Source organism: Janthinobacterium sp. BHSEK, assembly GCF_056174685.1.
Genome location: NZ_JBWBYV010000032.1, coordinates 108439 through 130704 on the forward strand (window position 1 = coordinate 108439; position 22266 = coordinate 130704).

Here is a 22266-nt window from a genome sequence, read left to right on the forward strand (position 1 = left end):
CCATGGGCGAATCCGCCAAACCGGAAAAAGCGTCGTTCCTGTATTCGCTGCGGGCCGTCGTGTGGTCATTCACGGGTCTGCGCCGCAAGAGCGATTTCGACACGGATTCGGCCAAGCTCAATCCCGTGCACATCGTCATCGCCGGCTTCCTGGTGGTGGCTTGCCTGATCGGCATCCTGATTTCAATTGTTAAATTCGTCGTTTTATAAATTACAAAAAAACCACCCTACAAGTTTTTGAGGAGATGATGATGAGTTCCAACCACGCCGCCGTACCCTATTATTTCGTGCCCGGCCCGTCGCGCTGGCCGATGCTGGGCGGCGCCAGCCTGCTGCTGACCATGATTGGCGCCTCGGCCTGGGTCAACGACGTCTCCTGGGGGCCCTACGTCAACTATCTGGGCCTGGCCGGCATCCTGCTGGTGCTGTATTTCTGGTTCGGCGACGCCATCAGCGAATCGGAGCAGGGCCTGTACAGCGAGCGCATCGACCACTCCTTCCGCTGGAGCATGAGCTGGTTCATCTTTTCGGAAGTCATGTTCTTCGCCGCCTTCTTCGGCGCCCTGTTCTATGCGCGCAGCATCTCCATGCCTTGGCTGGCCGACCTCGACCACAAGGTGATCTGGCCCGATTTCGCCGCCCACTGGGGCAATACGGGCCCGGCCGGCACGGTGCAGGAATTCACCACGATGACGCCGTTCTGGATTCCGACCATCAATACGGCCCTGCTGCTGCTGTCGGGTGTCACGTTGACGATTTCCCACCACGCGCTGCGCGCCGGCCACCGCGGCATGACGGCCCTGTTCCTGTTCGCCACGATCTTGCTGGGCGCCATCTTCATGGGCTTCCAGGTGTATGAGTACGTGCACGCCTACAGCGAGCTGAACTTGAAATTGACGTCGGGCATCTACGGCGCCACCTTCTTCATGCTGACGGGCTTCCATGGCTTCCACGTGACCCTGGGCGCCATCATGCTGTCCGTCATCCTGTACCGCGTGCTGAAAGGCCACTTTACGCCCGAGCACCACTTCGGCTTCGAAGGCGCCGCCTGGTACTGGCACTTCGTCGACGTCGTCTGGCTGGGCCTGTACGTGGTCGTGTATTGGTTATAATGGCGGGGCAGGGCGCGCGTGGTTGTTAGGCGGCCTGCAGCATAAAAAAAAGCCGTACCGGGACATCCTGGGTACGGCTTTTTTCTTAGCGTGAAGAATTTGCCAATCAGGCAATGCCGGGCCTTAATGAATTCCCGTCGGCTGGATGTAGCCCAGATGATGCGCCAGCAGGATCAGCAAAAACAGGGTGATCGACAAGCCCACGCGCAGGGCCAGCGCCTGCACGGTGCGGTTGCTCTTGCCCTTGTCGCGCATGAGGAAGAACAGGGCCGAGCCCAGGCTGCCCAGGATCAGGATGAAGGCGATGGCAACGAGGATTTTCATGGATGGTAGCGCCAGGCTTGAGGAGGTTTCATTGTAATGCGTATCCGCTTCCATTTTAGATGGATTCCATTTGTTGTAATGCTGCTACTGGTGGCGCTGGGCGTGTCGCTGGCGCAATGGCAGCAGCGCCGTGGCGATGAAAAACTCGCGCGCGCCGCCCGGCTGGAAGCTGGCAACCGGGCTGCGCCGCTGGCCTTGACGGCCGCACCGCTGCTGCCGGCCGATGCGCAAGCGATCGAATACCGCCGCGTCACCGTGACGGGCCGTTTCGTGCCCGCCTGGACGGTCTACCTGGACAACCGCCCGTACAAGGGACAGGCCGGTTTCCACGTGCTCACGCCATTTCAAATCGACGGTTCCCCCATGCACGTGCTGGTGGCGCAGGGCTGGTTGCCGCGTAACAATGCCGAGCGCACGCGCATCCCCGATTACGCCACGCCGCCCGGTACGGTGACGATCTCCGGCATCGCGCGCCTGAACGCGGGCCATGTGATGGAGCTGGGCACGGCGCCGGCCCTGGCGCCGCACGCCATCGTGCAAAATGCCGATATCGGCCAACTGGCGCAGGCCAGCGGCCTGTCCCTGCAGCCTTTTATCCTCGAACAAACAGTCGATGCAGTTGATCCGCCAGCGTCCAGCCAGCTTCCCGTGCGCGACTGGCCGGCGCCCGATCTGGGGGCCGAGAAGCACCGCGGCTATGCATTCCAGTGGTATGCACTGGCACTGATGGCCTTTCTATTTTTTGTCTTTACAGGATTTCGACGTGCAAACAAACAGCCCTGACACAACGCAAGACAACAGCAACAAGCAGGCACAGAATACGGGACGGTGGAAACTATTGGCCGTCGTGGCCGTGTGCGCGTTTCCCATCATCGCCTCGTATTTCACGTATTACATCATCAAGCCCACGGGCCGCAACAACTATGGCGCCCTGATCGACCCGCGTTTGTACCCGATACCGGAAGCCCAGTTGCAGGTGACGGAACTGGACGGCAAGGCCGCACCGCTGGCCCAGTTCAAGGGCAAGTGGGTGCTGTTGCAGACAGGGCCGTCCGATTGTCAGGAAGCATGCAAGAAGCAATTGTTTGACATGCAACAACTGCGTTTGATGCAAGGCAAGGAGCGCGAACGCCTGGAGCGGGTCTGGCTGGTGACGGATGGCCAGCCGCTCGACACGCTCGTGATGCGCGAATTCGACGGCACCAGCATGCTGCGCGTCAATAACGACGCCCTGAAGGCGTGGCTGCCGGTGGAGCCGGGCGGCAAGACCAGCGACCATTTATATTTGATCGACCCGCTGGGCAATCTGATGATGCGCTTCCCGAAAGACGCGGACCCGAACAAGATCAAGAAAGACATCGCCAAGCTGCTTAAAGCTTCGGCGATCGGTTAAGGGGAACGCATGCCGACGATGCATCTCTCCGCGCTGGCCCAGCTGGGCTTGACGGGTCTGCTGGTGGCGCTGCTGCCGCTGACCATGGTCTGGGTGTCCGCGGACGCCAATAAATACCGCAAGCTCGTGTGGATCGCCGTCTTCCTGACGGTCGACCTGATCATGTTCGGCGGTTTTACACGCCTGTCCGATTCCGGCCTGGGCTGCCCTGACTGGCCCGGCTGCTATGGCTCGGCCAATCCTTTCCTGGCGCACGAGCATATCGTGGCGGCGGAAACCCTGATGCCGACGGGTCCCGTCACGGTGGTCAAGGCGTGGATCGAGATGACGCACCGCTACCTGGCCATGGCCATCGGCGTGCTGATTGTGGCGATGATGGTGCAGGCGTGGCGCCAGTGGAGAAAGAGCAAGCGCGCGGAATTCGCGCCCGCGCTGCCGACGGCGCTGTTCCTGTTCGTCTGCCTGCAGGGCGCGTTCGGTGCCTGGACCGTCACCTTGAAGCTGCAACCGGTGATCGTCACCATCCACTTGCTGTTGGGCATGGGGCTGCTGGCCATGCTGACGTGGCTGGGCGGGCGCCAGGACCATGCCGTACAACCCTTGCTGCGTGCCGATGCGGAAGAGTCCGTGCTGCGTCCCGTGCGCGCGCTGGCGATTTTTTCGCTCGCGCTGCTGACGCTGCAGATCGCGCTGGGCGGCTGGGTGAGCACCAACTACGCCACCCTGGCCTGCACGGATTTCCCCCTGTGCGGCGGCAAGGTCATTCCCGAGATGGATTTTGAACACGGTTTCCATCTGTGGCGCGAGCTGGGCAAGACGGCCGCCGGCCACTATTTGCCGTTTTCGGCGCTGACGGCCATCCACTGGGTGCACCGCAACTTCGCCTTCATCGTGCTGGCCGGCGTCGGCTATACGGTGTGGCGCGCATGGAAGCTGCCATCCCTGCGCGGCACGGCCCGCTGGGTGGCGCTGGTGCTGGCCCTGCAGGCGGCCACGGGTCTGGCGACGATTTACCTGAGCTGGCCGCTGTCGATCGCCGTCCTGCATAACGGCGGGGCCGCGCTGCTCGTGTTATTGCTGACCATGTTAAACTACAAGGCTAAATTCCAACTCGATGTAGCGCGCAATGCTAAGCGCGCTTGCGCCTCCGCGCCAGTGCCCCCGGCACCAGCCAGTTCTTCCCGTACCGCATAAATGACTACTCAGACCATCAGCCGTAAACCTTCCCCCCGCATCGCCCAGTACTGGGCGCTGACCAAGCCCCGCGTGACGCAGCTGGCCGTGTTTTGCGCCGTCATCGGCATGTTCCTGGCCAGCGAGGAGTTGCCCGACTGGCACGCGGTGGTGTTCGGCACCGTCGGCATCTGGCTGCTGGCCGGCGCCGCGTTTGCCGTCAATTGCCTGGCCGAGCGCGAAATCGATGCGCGCATGGCCCGCACGGCGCGCCGCCCGATGGCCATGGGCGACATCACGGTGAAACAGACGGTGGTGTTCGCGCTGGTGATCGGCGGCCTGGGCATGGCGATCCTGTATCACCTCGTCAATCCGCTGACCATGTGGCTGACCTTTGTCACGTTTGTCGGCTATGCCCTGATCTACACGATGGTGCTGAAACCGGCCACGCCGCAAAACATCGTCATCGGCGGCCTGTCCGGCGCCATGCCGCCCGCGCTGGGCTGGGCGGCCGTCGCCAACGACGTGCCGATGCAGGCGTGGCTGCTGGTCCTGATCATTTTCGTCTGGACGCCGCCGCACTTCTGGGCGCTGGCCATGTACCGCCGCGACGATTACGCGCGCTCGGGCCTGCCCATGCTGCCCGTCACGCACGGCATGCAATTTACGCAATTCCACGTGTGGCTGTATTCGATCGCGCTGGCCGCCACCACCTTGCTGCCGTACGCCGTGCGCATGAGCGGCTTGATCTACCTGGCCTCGGCCGTGCTGCTCAATGCCGGCTTCCTGTACTATGCATGGAAGATGTACCGCCACTACACGGACTTGATCGCGCGCAAAGCTTTTACGTATTCCATCGTCTATCTGGCATTGCTGTTCGCGGCTTTGCTGGTCGACCATTACATTCCCCTCGGAACATGAAAAAATACCTGACTCTGTTGCTGGCGGCCGCGCTGGCCGTCGTCCTCGCCGGCTGCGGCAAGCCTGCCGCGCCCAAGCTGGCATTCAAGAATACGGACGTGACGGGCCTCGGCTACGCGCGCGAATTCGCGCTGACGGACCACACGGGCCAGCCGCGCACCCTGGCGGACTACAAGGGCAAGCTGGTGCTGATGTTCTTCGGCTACACGCAATGCCCGGACGTGTGCCCCACCACCATGGCCGACATGGCGCAGGTGATGCGGGAAATGGGGCCGCAGGCGGACCAGGTGCAGGTGCTGTTCGTCACGGTCGACCCCGAGCGCGACACGCAGCAATTGCTGGCGCAGTACGTGCCCGCCTTCGACAAGCGCTTCGTGGGCCTGTATGGCGATGCGGCCGCGACGGCCAAGGTGGCCAAGGAATTCAAGGTGTATTACGCCAAGGTGGAAGGCGAAACGGACAGCAGCTACACGGTGGACCACACGGCCGGCACCTATGTGTTCGACCGCGAAGGCAAGATCCGCCTGTTCGTGCGCCACGGCGAAAAGCCTGCCGCCATCGCGCACGATCTTAAACTTCTGCTATCCTGATCCGGTCGCGCCCCCGGGCGCCATCTTCAGGATTTGCAGTACATGGACAAACGTTTCGAGCCCCACGCCCGCCTGGCAGCCATCATCTTCTTGTTGATCGGCTGCTTTTTCGTCTTGCGGCCCTTCCTCGCCGCCATGCTGTTTGCCGCCTGCGTGGGCATTTCCAGCTGGCCCTTGTATCTCCTCCTGCTCGACCGCCTGAAAGGCCGACGCAACTGGGCGGCCGCCATCATGACCCTGTCATTGCTCCTGGTCATCGTGCTGCCGCTGGCCCTCGTCACCTACAACCTGGCCGATAACGTCTCGCGCATCTATGAACAGTTGCGTACGGCGCTGGAAACGGGCGGCCTGCATCCGCCCGCCTGGCTGGCCAGCATTCCCGTGGTGGGCGAAACCATCGCCGGCTACGTGGAGCGCCTGCTCGCCGATCGCGAGGAATTATTGAATTTGGGCAAGACGATGCTGGAGCCGGCGCGCCACTTCCTCGCTTCGGGCGGCATCCTGCTGGGCACGGGCCTGGCGCAGACCAGCCTGGCCGTGTTCGTCAGCTTCTTCCTCTACCGCGACGGCCAGCAGCTGAGCCGTGCCTTGATGACGGGCGCCGGCCGCATCATCGGCGACAGCGCACCGGGCGTGGGACTGACCATCAGCCGCACCGTGCGCGGCGTCATGTACGGCTTGCTGGGCACGGCGCTGGCGCAGGCGCTGGTGGCCGTGTTGGGCTTCCTGATCGCCGGCGTGCCGGCCGTCGCGCTGCTGGGCGTGGCCACCTTCATCTTTTCGCTGATTCCCGTCGGCCCACCCCTGATCTGGGGCGGCGCCGCCATCTGGCTGTTTTCAGACGGCCAGACGGGCTGGGGCATTTTCATGCTGGTGTGGGGCGCGCTGCTGATCAGCGGCGTGGATAACGTGGTCAAACCCATGCTGATCAGCCGCGGCAGCAGCCTGCCGTTCTTGCTGGTGCTGCTGGGCGTGCTGGGCGGCGTGCTGGCCTTCGGCTTCGTCGGCATCTTTATCGGCCCGACCTTGCTGGCTGTGCTGTACAGCTTGCTACAAACGTGGACGGTGGGCGAGACCACCGTGCCGCAGGGCAAGGATACGCTTACCTTGAAAAAAGACTAATCCCTTAAGTCCGCGTCGAGGTCCCGTTCCTGTTTCGGGATTACCTTGATCAGCACGATGCGGGGCCCGTTCATCTTCTTGACGACGATGTCGAAGTCGACGAAGGTGATGCGCTGGCCCTGCTTCGGAATGTCGCCCAGCTTGACCATGATCAAGCCGCCCACCGATTCCACGTCGTCCAGCCCCAGCTCCTCGTTCTCGATATCGATGCCGAGGATGCGTTCGAGCGAGAAGATGGGCAGGCTGGCCTTGCCGATCAGGGTGCCGTCGCTTTGTTTGAGCCAGTCGTTTTCATTGCGGCGGAATTCGTCGCGGATTTCACCGACCATGGCGCCCAGCAAGTTATCGAGCGTAATAAAACCCAGCGGACGCTTGCCCTTCTCGCCGATCAGGGCGAAGTGGGGCGCGCCGTCGCGAAAGCGCCGGAACAGTTCCAGGGCCGGCGTGCGCGCGGAAATGATGTCGACGGGACGCAAAAACGGCGTGAGCGAGGTGATCGGTTTGCCCGCCTGCTGGGCAAAGAACAAATCCTTGAGGTGTACCACGCCCAACACGTCGTCTTCATTCGTGTCGAAATACGGGTAGCGGCTGAAACGGTTGCGCAGCACCGTGTCGAGGTTTTCTTCCAGCGTGTTCGAGGCGTGCAGGGCGATCACTTCATTGATCGGGCGCATCAGGTCCGACACCGTCATCTGTTCGAAATCAAGCGATTGTGCCAGGATGTTGCGCTCGTCGCGCGTAAACTTTTCTCCGGGCTGGCTGGTGCGCAGGATCAGTTTCAGTTCTTCGGACGAGTAATGGGCATCGTGGCCGCCCTTGCCGGACAGGCCCGCCATGCGCAGCACCCAGTTGGCGCTGGCGTTGAGCAGGTAGATGGCCGGATACATGGTCCAGTAAAAGCCGTACAGGGGAATCGCGCTCCACAGGCCGACGGCTTCCGGGTTGCGGATGGCCATCGATTTGGGCGCCAGTTCGCCCACGACGATATGCAGGAAGGAAATCACGCTGAAGGCGACGACGAAGGACACGCCGTGGATCAGCTCTTGCGAAGTGACGCCGATGGCGCCGAACAGCGGTTCCAGCAAGCCGGCGAACGCCGGTTCGCCGACCCAGCCCAGGCCCAGCGACGCCAGCGTGATGCCCAGCTGGCAGGCCGACAGGTAGGCGTCGAGCTGGCCATGCACCTTGGCCAGGATGCGGCCCCGCAGTCCCTGTGTCTTGGCGATGGCGCGGATGCGCGTGCGCCGCAAGGTGACGATGCCAAACTCGGCGGCAACAAAAAAACCGTTCAGCGCGACCAGGAAGAGGGCGAGCAGGACTAGCAAGACATTGTGCATGGGGGCGCAAAAGATGGGCTGTTAAAACGTCATCTTAAACGACGAAGGCCGGCATAGCCTAATTTAGCCGCGCGCCCCGCCTGTGCAGGCGGGCGCGCGGACGGTGGCATTACGCTTTGGCGGCCGTTTGCGGCCCGCCGCGCATGGCGAAGACCATGACGGCCGAGACGATGGCGGGGATGGCGACGACGAGGAAAATCGTGCTGTTGGGCCAGTTCAGGCGGATCAGCTCGCCACCGAGCACGGGACCGATGATGGAGCCGATGCGGCCCACGCCCAGGCTCCAGCCGATGCCCGTCGAGCGCAAGGTGGTCGGATAGTAGCTGGCCGCCAGGGCGTTGACGGCCGGCTGGCCGCCCACCACGCAGAAACCCGCGATGAAGATGGTGATGAAGAGGAAGGCCAGCGACACGTCCGGACGGCCGATCAGGGCAATGGCCACGGCAGCGACCAGGAAGCATGGCAGCAGGATGCGGCGGAAGCTGGAGCGGTCGATCAGCTGGCCCATGACGAGGGTGCCGATGGTGCCGCCCACTTGCAGGGCCGTGCCGGCCAGCACGGCGTTGGCCGTCGACAGGCCCGCTTCCCTGGCGATCGTCGGCAGCCAGTTGGACAGGAAATATAAATTGAGCAAGTTCATGAAGTTGATGACCCACAACAGAATCGTCATCTTCGCGCGGCCGCCCGTAAACAATTGCAGCACGGGCGCACCCTTGTGTTCCTTCTCGTGCACGAGGTATTGCGTGTCGGCCGTGATGTTGACGGTGGGATCGATGCGCTTGAGCCACTTGGCGACTTGATCCAGCTTGCGTTTCTTGAGCACCAGGAATTGCATCGATTCCGGCAGCAGGAAGAACATCAGCACGCCGATCACCAGCGGCACCACGCCGCCCACGTAAAACACGGATTGCCAGCCGAAGGCGGGAATCAGCGCGGCGGACAATAATCCGCCCAGCACGGCGCCCAGGGTAAAGCCGCACGAGACCAGCATCATCAAGGTGACTTTCTTGCGCAGGGGGCTGTATTCGCCGGCCAGCGCCATGGCGTTCGGCATCACGGCGCCCAGACCCAGTCCCGTGATAAAGCGGATCAGCTGCAATTGCTCGATGGTGGTGGCCAGCGGCGTGACCAGCATGCACAGCGAAAAGAAGATGGTCGAGCCGATCAGCACGGGACGGCGGCCGAATTTGTCGGCCGTGATGCTGAAGACGAGCGAGCCGACCAGCATGCCCAGCAGGCCCGCGCCAAACACGGGGCCGAGGTTGGCCTTGCTGACATGCCAGTCGGCAATGATGGCGGGCGCCACGTACCCCATCGCCTGCACGTCGAAGCCATCCATGATGACGCACAGCCCGCACAGGATCAGCATGCCGATCTGGAAGGAGCCGATCCTGTTGTTATTGATGAGATCGGGAATATCGATCGTCTTGCCTGCCGTGGACATGGTGCCGCTCCTGTTTTTTATGGTGATCGCACCCTTCCAGCGAGGGACGGGTGCGTGTTTGTCTCAGGCTTCATTACAATCGCTTTTGATTGATTATTCAAACGTTATTTTCGAATGGATTTATCAGGTTTCCTTGTGAATCTTTGGCTGGCCCTGGATGGCGGCCAAAATGACATCGAGCGCCGGATGCATGATCTTGCGCTCGTTGGAAATCACATAAAACTGCTCGCGCAGGGACGAGGCGTCACCCACCAGCACGGCGCCGAATTGCTCCTCGATGTCGGCCGCCAGGCTGGCCGAGGCGAAGAACAGGCCCAGGCCCTTGCGGCCAAAGGCGTTGAGCATGGCGTTGTCCTCGAATTCGCCCACCACGTCGGGGCGCACGCCTTGCTGCACCATCCATTCGTCGATGCGCCCGCGCAGGGCATTGTTGCGCGCGGGCAGCAGAAACGGCGCGCCGTGCAGGCTGTGCGGGAAATTGCCGCGGTACTGTGCGGCCAGCGCGGGGATGGCGAACAGCTTCATGGCGCTCTCTCCCCACAGGTGGCTGGAGACGCGCAGGCTGGCGCCGGCCGGCACGGCGCGGTCCGTCAAGACCAGGTCCAGCTTGTGCAGGGCCAGGTCGGCCAGCAGCGATTCGAACTCATCTTCCAGGCACACGAGCTTGACGGGCTGGTCCAGGCTGCGCGTGGCGTCGAGCATGCGGTAGGCCATCAGTTTCGGCAGGGAATCGGAAATACCCACCGTCAGGCGCATCTTTTCCGCGTCCGTGTCGGCCAGCGCATCCTGCATCTGTTCGCCCAGCAAAAAGATCTGGTCCGCATAGCCGAGCGCCAGGCGGCCCGCTTCGGTCGGCACCAGACGCCGTCCCTGCGGCTGCAGCAGGGAGCGGCCCAGTTCCTTTTCCAGCAGGGCCAGCTGGGTGCTGATGGTTTGCACTGCCAGTCCCAGCCGTTCAGCCGCGCGCGTCACGCCGCCTTCCTTGGCGACGACCCAAAAGAAATACAAATGGCGGTAATTGAATCCCGTGGTTTTCATCGCTGCACCCTCTATCTTCTGTTTTTACGAAGTAATACTTCCATTATCTTCTATTTTTAAATGTGTCACACGTCTCTATACTACGTTCCATTGAATTTGGATAACGGGGAACTATCGATGAAACATTTCAGAGTGTCATTTCTAGTGACATTTATCTGCCTGGGCATTTCCGCCTGGTGGGGTTACACGCACGGTGGCGTGCAGACGATGCTGGCGGCGCTCGGTATCGCGGTGATCCTCGGCGTGATGGAAGTCTCGCTGTCGTTCGACAACGCAGTGGTCAACGCCTCGGTGCTGAAGAACTGGGACAAGTTCTGGCAGAACCTGTTCCTCGGCGTGGGCATCATCATCGCCGTCTTCGGCATGCGTCTGCTGTTCCCGCTGGTCATCGTGGCGCAAGCGGCGGACCTGGGCTTGATGGAGGTATGGAATCTGGCACTGAGCAATCCGGAACAGTATTCGATGCACCTGACGAATCACCACGCGGAAGTGGCGGCTTTCGGCGGCATCTTCCTGCTGCTGGTGTTCCTGAACTTCCTGCTGGATTCGGAGAAAGAAACGCACTGGCTGGGCCGGATTGAAGAAAAACTGGGCGCGCTGGGCAAGATTTCGTCGATTTCCGTGATGATCGCGCTCGGTACCCTGATGGTCAGCCTGTCGATGATCGAAGAAGGCCAGAAGCTGGTGGTCCTGACGGCCGGCCTGTGGGGCATCCTGACCTACGTGGGCGTCGATGTGATCAGCGGTTTGCTGGAAGGCGATAACGGCGACGGCAACATGGGCGACATCATCAAGCGCGGCGGTATTGGCGGCTTCCTGTACCTGGAAGTGCTCGACGCCTCGTTCAGTTTTGACGGCGTGATCGGCGCGTTCGCCATCACCAAGGATGTCGTGATCATCATGCTGGGCCTGGCAATCGGCGCGATGTTCGTGCGTTCGATGACGGTGTTCCTGGTGCGCAAGGGAACGCTCGACGAGTTCGTTTATCTGGAGCACGGCGCGCACTATGCGATCGGTATCCTGGCCGTGATCATGTTGGTCAGCATGAAGTTCCACATTCCCGAGATCTTCACGGGTCTGATCGGCGTGGCCTTCATTCTCGCCTCGCTGTGGTCGTCGATCCGCTACAAGCGCAGGATGGCCCTCGAAGAAGGCCCGACGGAAGCGCTGGAAGCGGTCAAGGCAGTGTAAAGAATGCGCGGCAAACGACTGCACCCGTTTGTCGGCAAGTTGCAGCAAGCGTCGCCGCCGGCCTGGGGAGTCAGGCCGGTGGAGGACGCCAGGTGTCTGGTCATATACAACCCACATAGGAGAAATACATCATGGCAATCAGTCTGCAAAAAGGCGGCAACGTCAACCTGAGCAAGGAAGCCCCTGGCATTTCGAAGATGATCATCGGCCTGGGCTGGGATGCCCGCGCCACCGACGGCGCCGCGTTCGACATCGACGGTTCCGTGTTCCTGCTGAAGGCCGACGGCAAGGTTCGTGCCGACGTCGACATGATTTTCTACAACAACCTGAAGTCGAGCGACGGTTCCGTCACCCACTCGGGCGACAACACCACGGGCGCCGGCGATGGCGACGATGAAACCGTCGTCGTCGACCTGGCCACGGTGCCAGCCGAGATCGACAAGATCGCCGTCTGCGTCACGATTCACGATGCCGAGGCGCGCAAGCAAAACTTTGGTATGGTATCGAAGGCGTACGTGCGTTGCGTGAATGCCAACGGCAACACGGAAATCGCCCGCTTCGACCTGTCGGAAGACGGCTCGGCGGAAACGGCGATGGTCTTCGGCGAAATCTACCGTAATGGCGGCGATTGGAAATTCAAGGCCATCGGCCAGGGATATAAAGGCGGTTTAGGTCCTTTGGCTGCCTCGTTCGGCGTCGGCGTATAAGGTAGCCACACCAAACCTACTGCGCGGTGCGCTTTGCGGCCGGCGATGCTCACCGGCTCGGCGCCCCCGTACTAAAGTACGGTTGCGCTTCTCGGCCACAAATCACATCCGCTCGCTACGGTTTTGTGCGGCACCGTTACTCTGCAGTAAAGGCGGTCTACTGTGTGGAGCGCCCCATCATTATCTAGTTGAGGAAGGAACAGTTGAATGCCGGTTTTTAATGTAACAGGGGACGTCGACCCGTTTCTGCATGTATCGCTGGCCAAGGGCGAGAAGATTTATTGCGAATCCGATGCGATGGTGATGATGGAAACCAATCTTGAGCTGAAAGGCAAGATGACGGGCGGCATAGGCGCTGCGCTGATGCGCACCTTTGCCAACGGGGAATCGTTCTTTCAGCAGCATATCGAGGCCATGCGGGGCGACGGCGACTGTCTGCTGTCGCCCACCTTGCCCGGCGCGATGCGGGTGCTCGAGGTTGGCGCCCAGCAATACATGATCAGCGACGGCGCCTTCGTGGCGGCCAGCTCTGGCGTGGAATTGAAGGTGCGCACGCAAAGCCTTGGCAATGCGCTGTTTGCCCAGAGCGGTGGTTTTTTCATCACCGAGACGGCAGGCAGCGGCCAGTTGGCGGTGTCCGGTTTTGGCGCGATGTCGGAACTGGAAGTGACGCCTGGCAAGGACGTGGTGATCGATAACTCGCACGTCGTGTGCTGGGACAACCGCCTGCAATACGAAATTTCCATCACGACCGGCAGCAGCGGGGGCTTTCTGGGTAATTTGATCAATAGCCAGACCAGCGGCGAAGGCATGGTGCTGAAGTTTTCAGGCACGGGAAAAATCCTCGTGTGCTCGCGCAACCGCGCGGCCTTCCTCGCCTGGACGCAAAGCAAGCCGGCGTAAGAGTACTTGATGCAACCAACCAAACAGGAGCTATGCGTATGTCTGTCAATTTGAGCAAGGGCCAGAAGATTTCTCTGGACAAAGAAGCTGGTACCACCCTGACCCGTATCACCATGGGCCTGGGCTGGGATGCGGCCAAGACCAAGGGTTTCCTCGGTTTCGGTTCGAAGACGGAAGCCGTCGACCTGGACGCGTCGTGCGTCATGTTCGACGAGAACAAGGGCACGTCCGATATCGTCTGGTTCCGCCAGCTGAAAAGCAAGGACGGCAGCATTGTCCACACGGGCGACAACCGCACGGGCGCGGGCGATGGCGACGACGAACAGATCAATGTCGATCTGTCGAAGGTGCCGGCGCACGTGAAAAGCCTGGTCTTCACCGTCAACAGCTTTACTGGCCAGAACTTCTCGCAGGTGGAAAACGCCTATTGCCGCATCTTGAATGCGAGCAATAACCAGGAAGTCGCGCGTTTCAACCTGTCTGTGCAAGGTTCCCACACGGCACAGATCATGGCCAAGCTGTACCGCCATAACGGCGAATGGAAGATGCACGCCATCGGAGAAAACGGCAACGGTCGCACCTTTGACGACCTGATGCCCCAAATCTCAGTGCATCTATAAGGAGCAGTACGCAGCGGGCGGGGGACGGACCGGATACCGGCCCTTGTCCGCTGCTCTATTTTGAAGGAGAGTATGTCGTGATGCGATTGCTGATAGCCTTGCTACTTCCGTGTCTCACGTTTTTCATGCTGGGGCGCCCGCTGGCCGGTGCCGCCGCCTTGATCTTGCAGTGCACTGTGATCGGCTGGGCGCCGGCGGCCCTGTGGGCCCTGTACACGGTGAACCAGCATAAGACGGAGCAGGAACTGGAGGGTGCGTTAAGCCGCAGCTACATGCGCAGGCGTAGTCGCTTGATTTAAGGTCGATTGATCTAAATTAACCGGGCGCCAGGAATCCTTGCGCTAAAGCCCGCACGAGCGATCGTGCGGGCTTTTTTGTGCGCGCTCACTTCTTGCAGCGGATCGGCACGTTCACGGAATTGCCGTCCGAACTCAGGTTGCGGTACTGCAAATCTTCGCTTTCGATGGCGAAGCGGGGCACGGCGTGCACATAGCGCTGCTTGCAGACGGTGTCGTCATTGATCAGCTGGCCCGCCAGCATGTAATCGCACAGGGCGAAGCGTGATTCCTCGTCGTCGAGGATCAGCACGCGCGCGGCGCTGTACAGGGCCGATTGCAGGACGTCCGGGCTGCAGTTTTCCGGACCCGTCAGTTTCAGATGGGTTTTCGTCTGCGTGGCCAGGCGCTGCAGCTTGACGAGGGCGGCGCGCTCTTCCTTGCGCGCGCCGTCGATTTGCGCATCGCCGCTGGACAGGCGCAGCGCCAGCGAGGCGATCTGGTCGATGGAAATATGCCAGGCAAAGCCTTCCAGCCGCGTGCGGATCTGGCCCGGCAGGGGATCGGCCGCATCGACCTCGCAGCGGTACTGGCCCAGGTGGGGACGGCACAGCACGGGAATGGCAAAGGCCGACGTGCGCTTGCCCTTGACGAATTTCTGGCTCAAGTCGCCAAAGTTTTCATGCGTGATGGTATCGAAGCGGGCTTGGCCAAAGCCCATCTTGACGAGGTTTTCCTTGCGCTGGCGCGAAAACAGGGCGTCGACGGCATCATAGATATTCTTGTTGAAGATGCGGTCCAGCGGCTGGCGCTCGTCCGACATCTTTTCGAAGACGGCGCTGGAATTGGGTGCGTTGGCATCGATGGAAATGAGGATGAAGGGCTTGCTGTTCAGGCGCGGCGGCACGACGGCCATGTCGTTGCCGTACAGCTGCGTCAGGGCCACGTCCCACAGGGTTTCCACGCCCAGGTTGTCGGCCGCGCCGCCGTCGAACAGGTGCACGTAGGACGGCGATTCGCGCGACTCGGAACCGAGTTCCGGCACGAAACTGTTTTTCGGACGGAAACGCTCGAAGGTGACGGAATCGAACACGCCGGGAAAGGCGGCCGAGGTGGCCACGGCCGTGGCCAGGCGGATATCCTGGATCGGCGAATGCAGGGTGCTGTAGAAATACTCATAGGAAAACACCACGCGCTTGCCGCCATCGGTGGCATCCGTCGCGTTGGCCAGGAAGATGGGGCCGTCGTGCGGCAAGTCCTCGTAGGTTTTCTTGTCGTACAGCACATCGTCGAACACGTCGGACAGGAAGGATGTGCGCGTCTTGTTCGTGAGCAACATCGTCGTCAGGTTGGCCGGTTTCAAAATGGTCTGGCCGAAGAAATCCGTTTTCAGTTTGCTGCGCAGCAAAGGCCAATCCGTCCGCTTGCCATGCAGCGCATAGTAGCCGCCCGCGATGGCGCCGCCCGAAACGCCGGAGATGGCCGAGGCGCCGCTGACGAGGCCGAACTGCTCCAGCTGCTCCAGCGAGGCGGCCGAGAAATTGGCCGCGCGGCTGCCGCCGCCGGACAGGGCGATGCCGATGAAGTGGTCGTTGGGCATCGGGTTCTGGATGCGCGCCTTGGGCGCGTCGATGCGCAGGCGCGGTGTTTCCTGCACGGTGAACGTGCGGTTTTCGACGCCGCGGTTGGGGCGCAGGGCGAGTACCGTGCAGCCGCTCAGCAGCGCAACGAGGATCAAGGGGGCAAACAAGCGTGGATTCATGCGCGATCTGTGCGTAGTCATTGGTTGGGATACGGACGGAAACGTGTGCGATTCTAGCAAATTTGCCGGTGATTACGTATGCAGCTGATACGCGAGGAGGGCGGCGCTGTAGCCGGCGTGTACCAGCATGGGCGCCAGCAGCGCGCCGCTGCGTTCGTACGCGAGGCCCGCGCACAGGCCCAGCACGAAGGCGGGCAGCATGGCGGCGGGCGGATGCATCATGGCAAACAGCGCGGCGGCGATGCCGACCGCCTGCCAGGCCGGCAGTGAGCGGCGCAAGCCGCCCTGCAGCAAGCCGCGGAAGAGGAATTCCTCGCACAGGGGCGCGGCCAGCAGCGTCAGTCCCGCCAGCCATAGTCCGTTGCCATTGATCTGGATCAATGGCGAAGCGGCCGGCGGCAACAAGGCCGCGCAGCCGATGCCGGCCAGCGCCGCGATACAGGCGCCCGCGCCTCCCCAGCACCACGGCTGGCGGCCCTGTCCGATGCGCGGCACGCCCGTCGTCCCGGCGCGCCAATACACGAGGCGCAGCAGCACATACGTGAGCACGCCGGCCACCTGGTCCTTGAGCAGGATCAACAGCAGGGTTTGCAGAATAAAGAACAGCATGGCGGCGATCAGGCCGTCGGCCGCCGAGACCGTGGCCGGCGGCGAGGCGGCGGGATCGAGCAGGTAGGGCAGCGCGTCGCGCGCCTTTTGCCACAGGGCCACGGCCAGCGCGCCCGTGAGCGCGACAAACACCAGTTGCTGCACGGCGCTGCCGGCGGCCAGCGCGGCAATGTACAGGCCGGTCAACAGCAGATACAGGTACATATAGGCTGGGCGCACCTTTGCCGTTGCCTCGGTGGCCAGCGGGTCGCTGGCAAACACGCCCAGCGCCACGGCGATTGCCGCGTACAGGGGAATGCCGGCCAGCGCCAGCAGCATCAGGCCTGCCGTCTGCCACGACCAGGCGGGCAGCCAGGCCAGCGCCGCGCCGAACAGGATCAATGGATACAGCAGGGCCAGCGCGGCCCACAGCTGCGCCTTTTGCCGCAGTGCCTGCTCGACGGAAACGGGAAACGTGTACAGCAGCCACAGCGCGCCGCCTTCCTTGTTCAGGGTCTGGAAGGCCGACATCATCAGCACGTAGCTGCCGAGGAAAAAGCCGGTGGAGGCCAGCAGGACGGGGTTGGCCAGCAGCGCGTGCAGGTCGCGCGCCTGGCCCGAGAATACCGCCTGGCCGCCGAGGATCAGCAGGGGCAGCAACAGGGTTTGCACGAGAAAATTGCGGTCGCGCAAGAGTAACGTCAGTTCGCGCCGCTGGATCGCCGTGCCGAGGCGCGGGCGCCACCGGCGTGAGGCCGATGGCGCCAGTGCCGGCTTGCGCGCGCCTTCGCGCTGGCCCGCGCCCACGACGCCGTGGCGCAGCTGGCGGCGCAGGATGGCCATGCCCAGCCCCATCAATAGCAGCACTTGCGCCAGCAGCAGGGAGGCAGGCAGCAAGGCGGCGATACCCTCGGCACTGAGCAGCCGTACCAGCAGGCCCGGCGGCGTCCAGCCGCTCCAGGCGGGCATGGCGGCCGCCCATGCATACGCGAAGCCGCCCGTGCCCATGCCGAAGGACATGCCCAGATACATGGGCAACAGACCGGCCAGCGAAATCACGGCTTGCAGGTTGCCCAGCTGGGATGGATTGAGCGACAGGCGCAAGCCCGTGTCGACGAGGGTGCGCAGCATGGCGGCCAGGGTCAGCAGGACCAGGCTGGCGAGCAGCGCCGTCACGGGGGACAGCCAGCCCTGGCCCGCATACCAGGCGATCATGGTCGTGCTGGGCCACAGGGCCAGCAAGCCGGCCGGGTTAACGAGCGTGCGTTCGAGCACGCGCGCCCACAGCACGGTGCTTTTCTCGATAGGCAGGGTGACCAGCCATTCCAGGTCCCAGTCCGGCTTCGATAGCTCTCCCATGCCCAGCGGTAGCAGGACGCTGACCAGCCACAGCAGCGCCAGCTGCAGGGTCAGCCCGCCGATCAGCGCCGCGCTGAACGGCGTGGCCATCAATTGCGCGATGACGGAGTCGAGCAGGTGGCTGTCCGTGTACAGGCTGCCGCGCGCCTGGCAGGCGGCCACCTGGTCCAGCAGGCAATGCATGTTCAGTACACTATGGCGGGCGATGCTGCCGAAGGAAAACAGCATGGGCACGAGCAGCAGCGCGCCCGGCAGCCAGCGCCCGCCGCGCTTGCCGGGCGTGGCGGGGCGGCTTTTATTGTTTTTCGTGAAGGAAAGGCCACGGCCGCTGACGTTGAGCAGGCGCTGCAGGCGCAAACGCGTCAGCAGCCAGACGGCGCGCCAGGCGGTGGGCGGCGCCGGTGTCATGCGGTGTCGTCGGTAAGTTGCAAGAACAGGTCTTCCAGGCTGCCATCGCTGGAAAGTTGCCGGCGAATCTCATCCAGGCTGCCCGTGGCCACCAGGGCACCCCGGTGGATGATGGCGACCCGGCTGCACAGCTTTTGCGCCATGTCCAGCAAATGCGTGGACACAAAGATGGTGGTGCCGGCGGCGGCGATGCGTAACAGCCGTTCCTGCACGTCGCGCGAGGCGCGCGGATCGAGACCGTTGATCGGCTCGTCGAGGATCAGCACGGCCGGATCATGGATCAGCGCGCAGGCCAGGCCCAGTTTTTTCTTCATGCCCAGCGAGTAATTGACGGCAAAGTCTTCGGCCGCCTCGTCCAGGCCGAATTCCGTCAACAGGCGCGCGGCGCGATCGGCCGCTTCCGCGCGCGAAAAACCATGCATTTCGGCCACGAATTGCAGGATTTCACGTCCGCGTAAATAATCGTAAAAGATGGGGGTGTCGGGCAGGTAGCCCACCTTGCGCTTGACGGCGGCGCCATCGCGGTGGCAATCGAGGTCATCGACCAGCACGCGGCCGGCGCTGGGCACGAGGATGCCCATCAGCATGCGGATGGTGGTGGTCTTGCCGGCCCCGTTCGGACCCAGGAAGCCGAAAACCTCTCCTTTGCCCACCTGCAAGGTCAGCGGCTTGACGGCCTCGAACGTGCCGTAGTGTTTGGACAAACCTTCGAAGGCGATCATGTTGCACCCAGGGCCGCCAGCAGGCGCTGCTCGCCGTCCGGTGCGATGCGCAGGGCACGGCTGTCGAGTTCGCGCTCGGCCCAGCGCCGGCGCAGGGCCAGCTGCAGCAGGGCCGCCCCCAGCGCCCCGCCCACGTGGGCGCGCCGTTCGCTCCAGTCCAGGCAGGCACAGGCGAAGCGGCGGCGCTGCTTGTGCAGTTGCGGCACGTCGATGCCCAGCGCCGCCATGCCGGCTGCGCCCGCTTCCGACAGGCGATATTCGCCTTCGCCGCCATCGTCGAGCAGCCAGCCTTGCGCGCGCAACTGGTCGTGCATGGCGACGGCGACCGTGCCGGCCATGTGGTCGTAGCAGGTGCGCGCATGGCGCAAGCGGTCCGGCGTGGTGGGCGTAAAGGGTGTTGCGGGCACGCCGGCCACCACCAGCAGCGCTTCCAGCGCCCGCGCCACCTCCACGCTGGCCAGGCGGTAATAGCGGTGCTTGCCCTGCGCCAGCATCGACAGCAAGCCATCCTCGCGCAAGCGGCTCAGATGGGCGCTGGCCGTCGAGGCGCCCACCTCGGCCAAGGTGGCCAATTCCGTGGCTGTGCGCGCATGGCCATCGAGCAGGCTGCACAGCATCCGCGCGCGGGCCGGTTCGGCGATGGCGCCGGCCAGTTGCGCCAGGCCCATGTCGGCCGAGGGAAGTTTGTCATCCATGATTCGTCCGTGGGCGAAGTGTTGTGGTGGAAGGACCAGCATACTCGTGTCCCCACTTCACTGCAATGGAATGCGCATGCCGCCCGCCGACCCTTTTTCCGCCGTCACCCACGCGGCGCCGTATGACTACTATCGCCGCCTGGCGGAAGGCCCGCCGCTGCGTTTCGAGGCGCCGCTCGATTGCTGGCTGGCAACGGGAGCCGTTGGCGTGCGGGCCGTCCTCGGGCATCCCGCTTGCCGCGTGCGGCCGCCGGGGCAGGCCGTGCCGCTCAACCTGGCAGGCACGCCGTGCGGCGCGATTTTTGCCGAACTGGTACGCATGAACGAGGGCGAGCGGCATGCGGTGCCGAAACAGGTGCTGGCGGGTGCGCTGGGCCAGGTGGATCTGGCGCGCCGGCATGGACGGGTGATGCAGATTGCCGGCGGCCGCGTTCCCGGCAGCGCCGTCCAGCTGAACGAAGCGATTTTTGAGCTGCCCCTGTTTGTCATGGCGGACTTGCTGGGCTTTGCGCCAGCGCAATGGCCGGCGCTGGCCGCCTGGACGCGCGACTTTGTTGCCTGTTTGTCGCCGCTGAGCAATGGGGAACAATTGGCTGGCGCGCAGCAAGCGGCCGATGCTCTGTTGCAAGGTTTTAGCGTGTTGCTGCGCGAGGGACAGGCGTTGCCCGGCAGCTTGCTGCACGACATCGTGGCCGGGGCGGATGCCAGGGGCTGGCCGGCATCGGGCGGCGTGCTGGCCAACCTTGTGGGCTTGCTGTCGCAGACGTGCGACGCCACGGCCGGTCTGCTGGGCAATGCCACGGTCGCTTTGTGCACGCAGCCGCAGTTGTTCGCGCAACTGCGCGCCGCGCCCGAGCGATGGCCGGCCCTGCTGCGCGAGGTCAGCCGGCGTGATCCCGCGATCCACAACACGCGCCGCTACACGGCCGATGCCGTGGAACTGCACGGCGTACGCGTGCCGGCCGGGCAGATGATCGCCGTCGTGCTGGCCAGCGCCGGCCATGCGGAGGCAGGCTTTGGCCATGGCCGCCACGCCTGTCCGGGGCAGTCCATCGCGCACACCATCGCCACGGCTTGCCTGCAGGCATGGGCCGGTGCATTGGAAGGCATGCCGCTGGCCTGGTCGTACCGGCCTTCGCAGAATGCCCGCATCCCTGTCTTCAGCGCTGGAGAAATAGCATGATCGCCGTGATTTTTGAAGTCTGGCCCAGTGCGGAAGGGCGCCGGCAGTATCTGGACCTGGCCGCCGCGCTGCGTCCCCTGCTCGATGAGGTCGAGGGTTTCATTTCCATCGAGCGCTTCAGCAGCCTGAGCGATCCAGGCAAACTGCTGTCGCTATCCTTCTTTCGCGACGAAGCGGCGCTGGCGCAGTGGCGGCAGCTGGAAGCGCACCGCGCGGCGCAGTCGGCCGGCCGGCACGGCGTGTTCGACGACTACCGGCTGCGCATCGCCGGCGTGGTGCGCGATTACGGCATGCTGGAGCGGCAACAGGCGCCGATCGACAGCCGCCAGCGCCACGATTTCTGACGCTTAGCGGGGCAGGGCGCCCTGCGTGATTTTCACCTTGACCCGGTAGGTGGGCGCGGCCGCGTTGAGGGCCGGCGGCGTGGCCGGATCGACGTCGAGCAGGGTGAACGTCAGGTGGTTGACGGTCACGGAGCTGGCGGCGCCGGGCATGGACTCGGACAAGACGATATCGGTGGCGCCCGCGCTGTTGAGCAAACTGAAACTGTAGCTGACGTAGCCTTTCCACACGCACACGGCGCCCTTGCGGCAGCGGCTGTCGTTGACGCGCTCGAGTTTCAGGGTATCGGTGGCCGTGATGGCGACCTGTTCGCCCGGCGAGAGCACGTGGGTGACGCTGCGCGGCGTGTTTTCCGCGTCGCCTGCGCTGCCGGCCGCGCCGCAGCCCGCCAGCACGGCCAGGCAGGCGATGAAGATGGGTAAAAGCAAGCGACGATAGGAGTCATGGAGGTAATGCATGTTTTTTCCTTTCAGGTAGAGCTTCCCCGGCGTGGCATCCACGCATGGGATAAAAATGATAATAACAAAATGATATTTTTGGGGCGCACCATTGGCGCGCTGCGGAGGAATTGACGCGCCGGCCACGCGGCGCGCCGATTACTGCGTAGAATGGCTGTTTTGAAAATCAGGAAACAACCATGAAAAAAACCGACCTGGCCAAAAGCGATGCCAAGAAACTGATGGGAAAGATGAATGTTCCCGGCGCCGGTGCATTCGGTAAGGAAGCGGTGGTCGTCGACCGCCGCGAACAGCGCAAGCGCGATCAGGCCCTGGGCCTGGTGCCGTTCGCCGTCAAGCTGAACAGCGATCTGGTGTTGCAATTGCAGACCCTGGCCAAGGAACGCGGCGCGGATCTGAATGAATTGGTCGCCGAAGTCCTCGTCAAGGGCTTGGCTGCCTGAGCGACGGGCGTCCGTCACCCCCGTACATCAAACGGTCTTTGCCCGTTTCGTACGGGGTTTGGCCGTTGCCGCGTCAAGACCGCTGGGCCTCACCGTCGCGTGCGGCGGCAACTTTTTAATGGCGTCGAGCAAACGCTTTTTTAGTGCATCCTTGGGC

The 22266-nt window shown here is 63.1% G+C and carries 25 protein-coding genes; 16 read left to right on the forward strand and 9 right to left on the reverse strand.

The genetic code is table 11. The features are described 5' to 3' along the window. Positions 1-2 precede the first annotated feature (2 nt). A complete protein-coding gene (locus AC0V2Y_RS13210) occupies positions 3-209 on the forward strand; it encodes a DUF2970 domain-containing protein (protein ID WP_077399736.1) in 207 nt (68 codons plus the stop codon). A 41-nt stretch (positions 210-250) separates the two neighbouring features. After that, entirely contained in the window at positions 251-1111 is an 861-nt protein-coding gene (locus tag AC0V2Y_RS13215) for a cytochrome c oxidase subunit 3 (protein ID WP_475414682.1), read from the forward strand. Positions 1112-1234: 123 nt separating this feature from the next. On the opposite strand, the gene AC0V2Y_RS13220 is transcribed toward AC0V2Y_RS13215, so the two are convergent. Further along, a complete protein-coding gene (locus AC0V2Y_RS13220; protein WP_046683386.1) occupies positions 1235-1435 on the reverse strand; it encodes a twin transmembrane helix small protein in 201 nt (66 codons plus the stop codon). 36 nt (positions 1436-1471) lie between these two features. Between AC0V2Y_RS13220 and AC0V2Y_RS13225 the strand changes: the two genes are divergently transcribed. From AC0V2Y_RS13225 to AC0V2Y_RS13250, 6 genes are read left to right on the forward strand one after another with little or no spacing between them, the layout of a single operon-like run. Further along, on the forward strand, positions 1472-2218 hold the full coding sequence (locus AC0V2Y_RS13225) for an SURF1 family protein (RefSeq protein WP_475414683.1): 747 nt from the start codon (positions 1472-1474) through the stop codon (positions 2216-2218). Continuing rightward, a complete protein-coding gene (locus AC0V2Y_RS13230; RefSeq protein WP_475414684.1) occupies positions 2199-2828 on the forward strand; it encodes an SCO family protein in 630 nt (209 codons plus the stop codon). Before AC0V2Y_RS13225 ends, AC0V2Y_RS13230 begins: the two co-directional genes overlap by 20 nt. Positions 2829-2846: 18 nt before the next feature. After that, positions 2847-4022, forward strand: a complete 1176-nt coding sequence (locus AC0V2Y_RS13235) for a COX15/CtaA family protein (RefSeq protein WP_475414702.1) — start codon at positions 2847-2849, stop codon at positions 4020-4022. Further along, positions 4023-4922, forward strand: coding sequence for a heme o synthase (gene cyoE / locus AC0V2Y_RS13240; RefSeq protein ID WP_475414685.1), 900 nt, complete (start codon positions 4023-4025; stop codon positions 4920-4922). It begins immediately after the preceding gene. Beyond that, a complete protein-coding gene (locus tag AC0V2Y_RS13245) occupies positions 4919-5512 on the forward strand; it encodes an SCO family protein (RefSeq protein WP_475414686.1) in 594 nt (197 codons plus the stop codon). Before cyoE ends, AC0V2Y_RS13245 begins: the two co-directional genes overlap by 4 nt. A gap of 42 nt (positions 5513-5554) precedes the next feature. Continuing rightward, positions 5555-6634, forward strand: coding sequence for an AI-2E family transporter (locus AC0V2Y_RS13250; protein ID WP_475414687.1), 1080 nt, complete (start codon positions 5555-5557; stop codon positions 6632-6634). Here AC0V2Y_RS13250 and AC0V2Y_RS13255 read toward each other — a convergent pair. From AC0V2Y_RS13255 to nhaR, 3 genes are all read right to left on the reverse strand, one after another. Continuing rightward, positions 6631-7971: a hemolysin family protein gene (locus tag AC0V2Y_RS13255; RefSeq protein ID WP_475414688.1), complete on the reverse strand. Its 1341-nt coding sequence runs from the start codon at positions 7969-7971 to the stop codon at positions 6631-6633. The two genes, AC0V2Y_RS13250 and AC0V2Y_RS13255, sit on opposite strands and share 4 nt — an antisense overlap. Before the next feature lie 109 nt (positions 7972-8080). After that, a complete protein-coding gene (locus tag AC0V2Y_RS13260) occupies positions 8081-9415 on the reverse strand; it encodes an MFS transporter (protein WP_475414689.1) in 1335 nt (444 codons plus the stop codon). Positions 9416-9538: 123 nt separating this feature from the next. Then, positions 9539-10453 (reverse strand): transcriptional activator NhaR, encoded by a 915-nt coding sequence (gene nhaR / locus AC0V2Y_RS13265; protein ID WP_475414690.1) that lies wholly within the window; start codon positions 10451-10453, stop codon positions 9539-9541. Between the two features lie 117 nt (positions 10454-10570). On the opposite strand from nhaR, the gene AC0V2Y_RS13270 reads away from it, so the two are divergent. The 5 genes from AC0V2Y_RS13270 (at position 10571) to AC0V2Y_RS13290 (ending at position 14173) form a co-directional block, all read left to right on the forward strand. Then, positions 10571-11644, forward strand: a complete 1074-nt coding sequence (locus tag AC0V2Y_RS13270) for a DUF475 domain-containing protein (RefSeq protein WP_475414691.1) — start codon at positions 10571-10573, stop codon at positions 11642-11644. Positions 11645-11775: 131 nt separating this feature from the next. Next, positions 11776-12351, forward strand: a complete 576-nt coding sequence (locus tag AC0V2Y_RS13275; RefSeq protein ID WP_070222543.1) for a TerD family protein — start codon at positions 11776-11778, stop codon at positions 12349-12351. A 207-nt stretch (positions 12352-12558) separates the two neighbouring features. Next, positions 12559-13254 (forward strand): TIGR00266 family protein, encoded by a 696-nt coding sequence (locus AC0V2Y_RS13280; protein ID WP_475414692.1) that lies wholly within the window; start codon positions 12559-12561, stop codon positions 13252-13254. 38 nt (positions 13255-13292) lie between these two features. After that, entirely contained in the window at positions 13293-13874 is a 582-nt protein-coding gene (locus AC0V2Y_RS13285) for a TerD family protein (protein WP_070290121.1), read from the forward strand. Positions 13875-13954: 80 nt separating this feature from the next. After that, positions 13955-14173 carry a hypothetical protein gene (locus tag AC0V2Y_RS13290; RefSeq protein ID WP_034784905.1) on the forward strand — a complete coding sequence of 73 codons (219 nt, stop codon included), beginning with the start codon at positions 13955-13957 and terminating at the stop codon, positions 14171-14173. 85 nt (positions 14174-14258) lie between these two features. Here the strand turns inward: AC0V2Y_RS13290 and AC0V2Y_RS13295 are convergent, their stop codons facing one another. From AC0V2Y_RS13295 to AC0V2Y_RS13310, 4 genes are all read right to left on the reverse strand, one after another. Then, entirely contained in the window at positions 14259-15911 is a 1653-nt protein-coding gene (locus AC0V2Y_RS13295) for a patatin-like phospholipase family protein (RefSeq protein ID WP_475414693.1), read from the reverse strand. 72 nt (positions 15912-15983) lie between these two features. Next, entirely contained in the window at positions 15984-18266 is a 2283-nt protein-coding gene (locus AC0V2Y_RS13300; protein WP_475414694.1) for a lysostaphin resistance A-like protein, read from the reverse strand. Then, positions 18263-18988: an ABC transporter ATP-binding protein gene (locus AC0V2Y_RS13305; protein ID WP_475414695.1), complete on the reverse strand. Its 726-nt coding sequence runs from the start codon at positions 18986-18988 to the stop codon at positions 18263-18265. The genes AC0V2Y_RS13300 and AC0V2Y_RS13305 overlap by 4 nt, the downstream gene beginning before the upstream one ends. Next, complete coding sequence (locus tag AC0V2Y_RS13310; RefSeq protein WP_475414696.1) at positions 18985-19683, reverse strand: ArsR/SmtB family transcription factor; 699 nt, start codon at positions 19681-19683, stop codon at positions 18985-18987. Before AC0V2Y_RS13310 ends, AC0V2Y_RS13305 begins: the two co-directional genes overlap by 4 nt. 76 nt (positions 19684-19759) lie before the next feature. Between AC0V2Y_RS13310 and AC0V2Y_RS13315 the strand changes: the two genes are divergently transcribed. Both AC0V2Y_RS13315 and AC0V2Y_RS13320 read left to right on the forward strand, forming a co-directional pair. Beyond that, complete coding sequence (locus AC0V2Y_RS13315; protein ID WP_475414697.1) at positions 19760-20866, forward strand: cytochrome P450; 1107 nt, start codon at positions 19760-19762, stop codon at positions 20864-20866. Further along, positions 20863-21210, forward strand: coding sequence for an antibiotic biosynthesis monooxygenase family protein (locus AC0V2Y_RS13320; RefSeq protein WP_475414698.1), 348 nt, complete (start codon positions 20863-20865; stop codon positions 21208-21210). The genes AC0V2Y_RS13315 and AC0V2Y_RS13320 overlap by 4 nt, the downstream gene beginning before the upstream one ends. A 3-nt stretch (positions 21211-21213) precedes the next feature. Here AC0V2Y_RS13320 and AC0V2Y_RS13325 read toward each other — a convergent pair whose 3' ends face one another. Continuing rightward, entirely contained in the window at positions 21214-21666 is a 453-nt protein-coding gene (locus tag AC0V2Y_RS13325; protein WP_475414699.1) for a hypothetical protein, read from the reverse strand. Positions 21667-21845: 179 nt separating this feature from the next. On the opposite strand from AC0V2Y_RS13325, the gene AC0V2Y_RS13330 reads away from it, so the two are divergent. Further along, positions 21846-22109: a hypothetical protein gene (locus AC0V2Y_RS13330; RefSeq protein WP_474294802.1), complete on the forward strand. Its 264-nt coding sequence runs from the start codon at positions 21846-21848 to the stop codon at positions 22107-22109. The last annotated feature ends 157 nt before the right edge of the window (positions 22110-22266 follow it).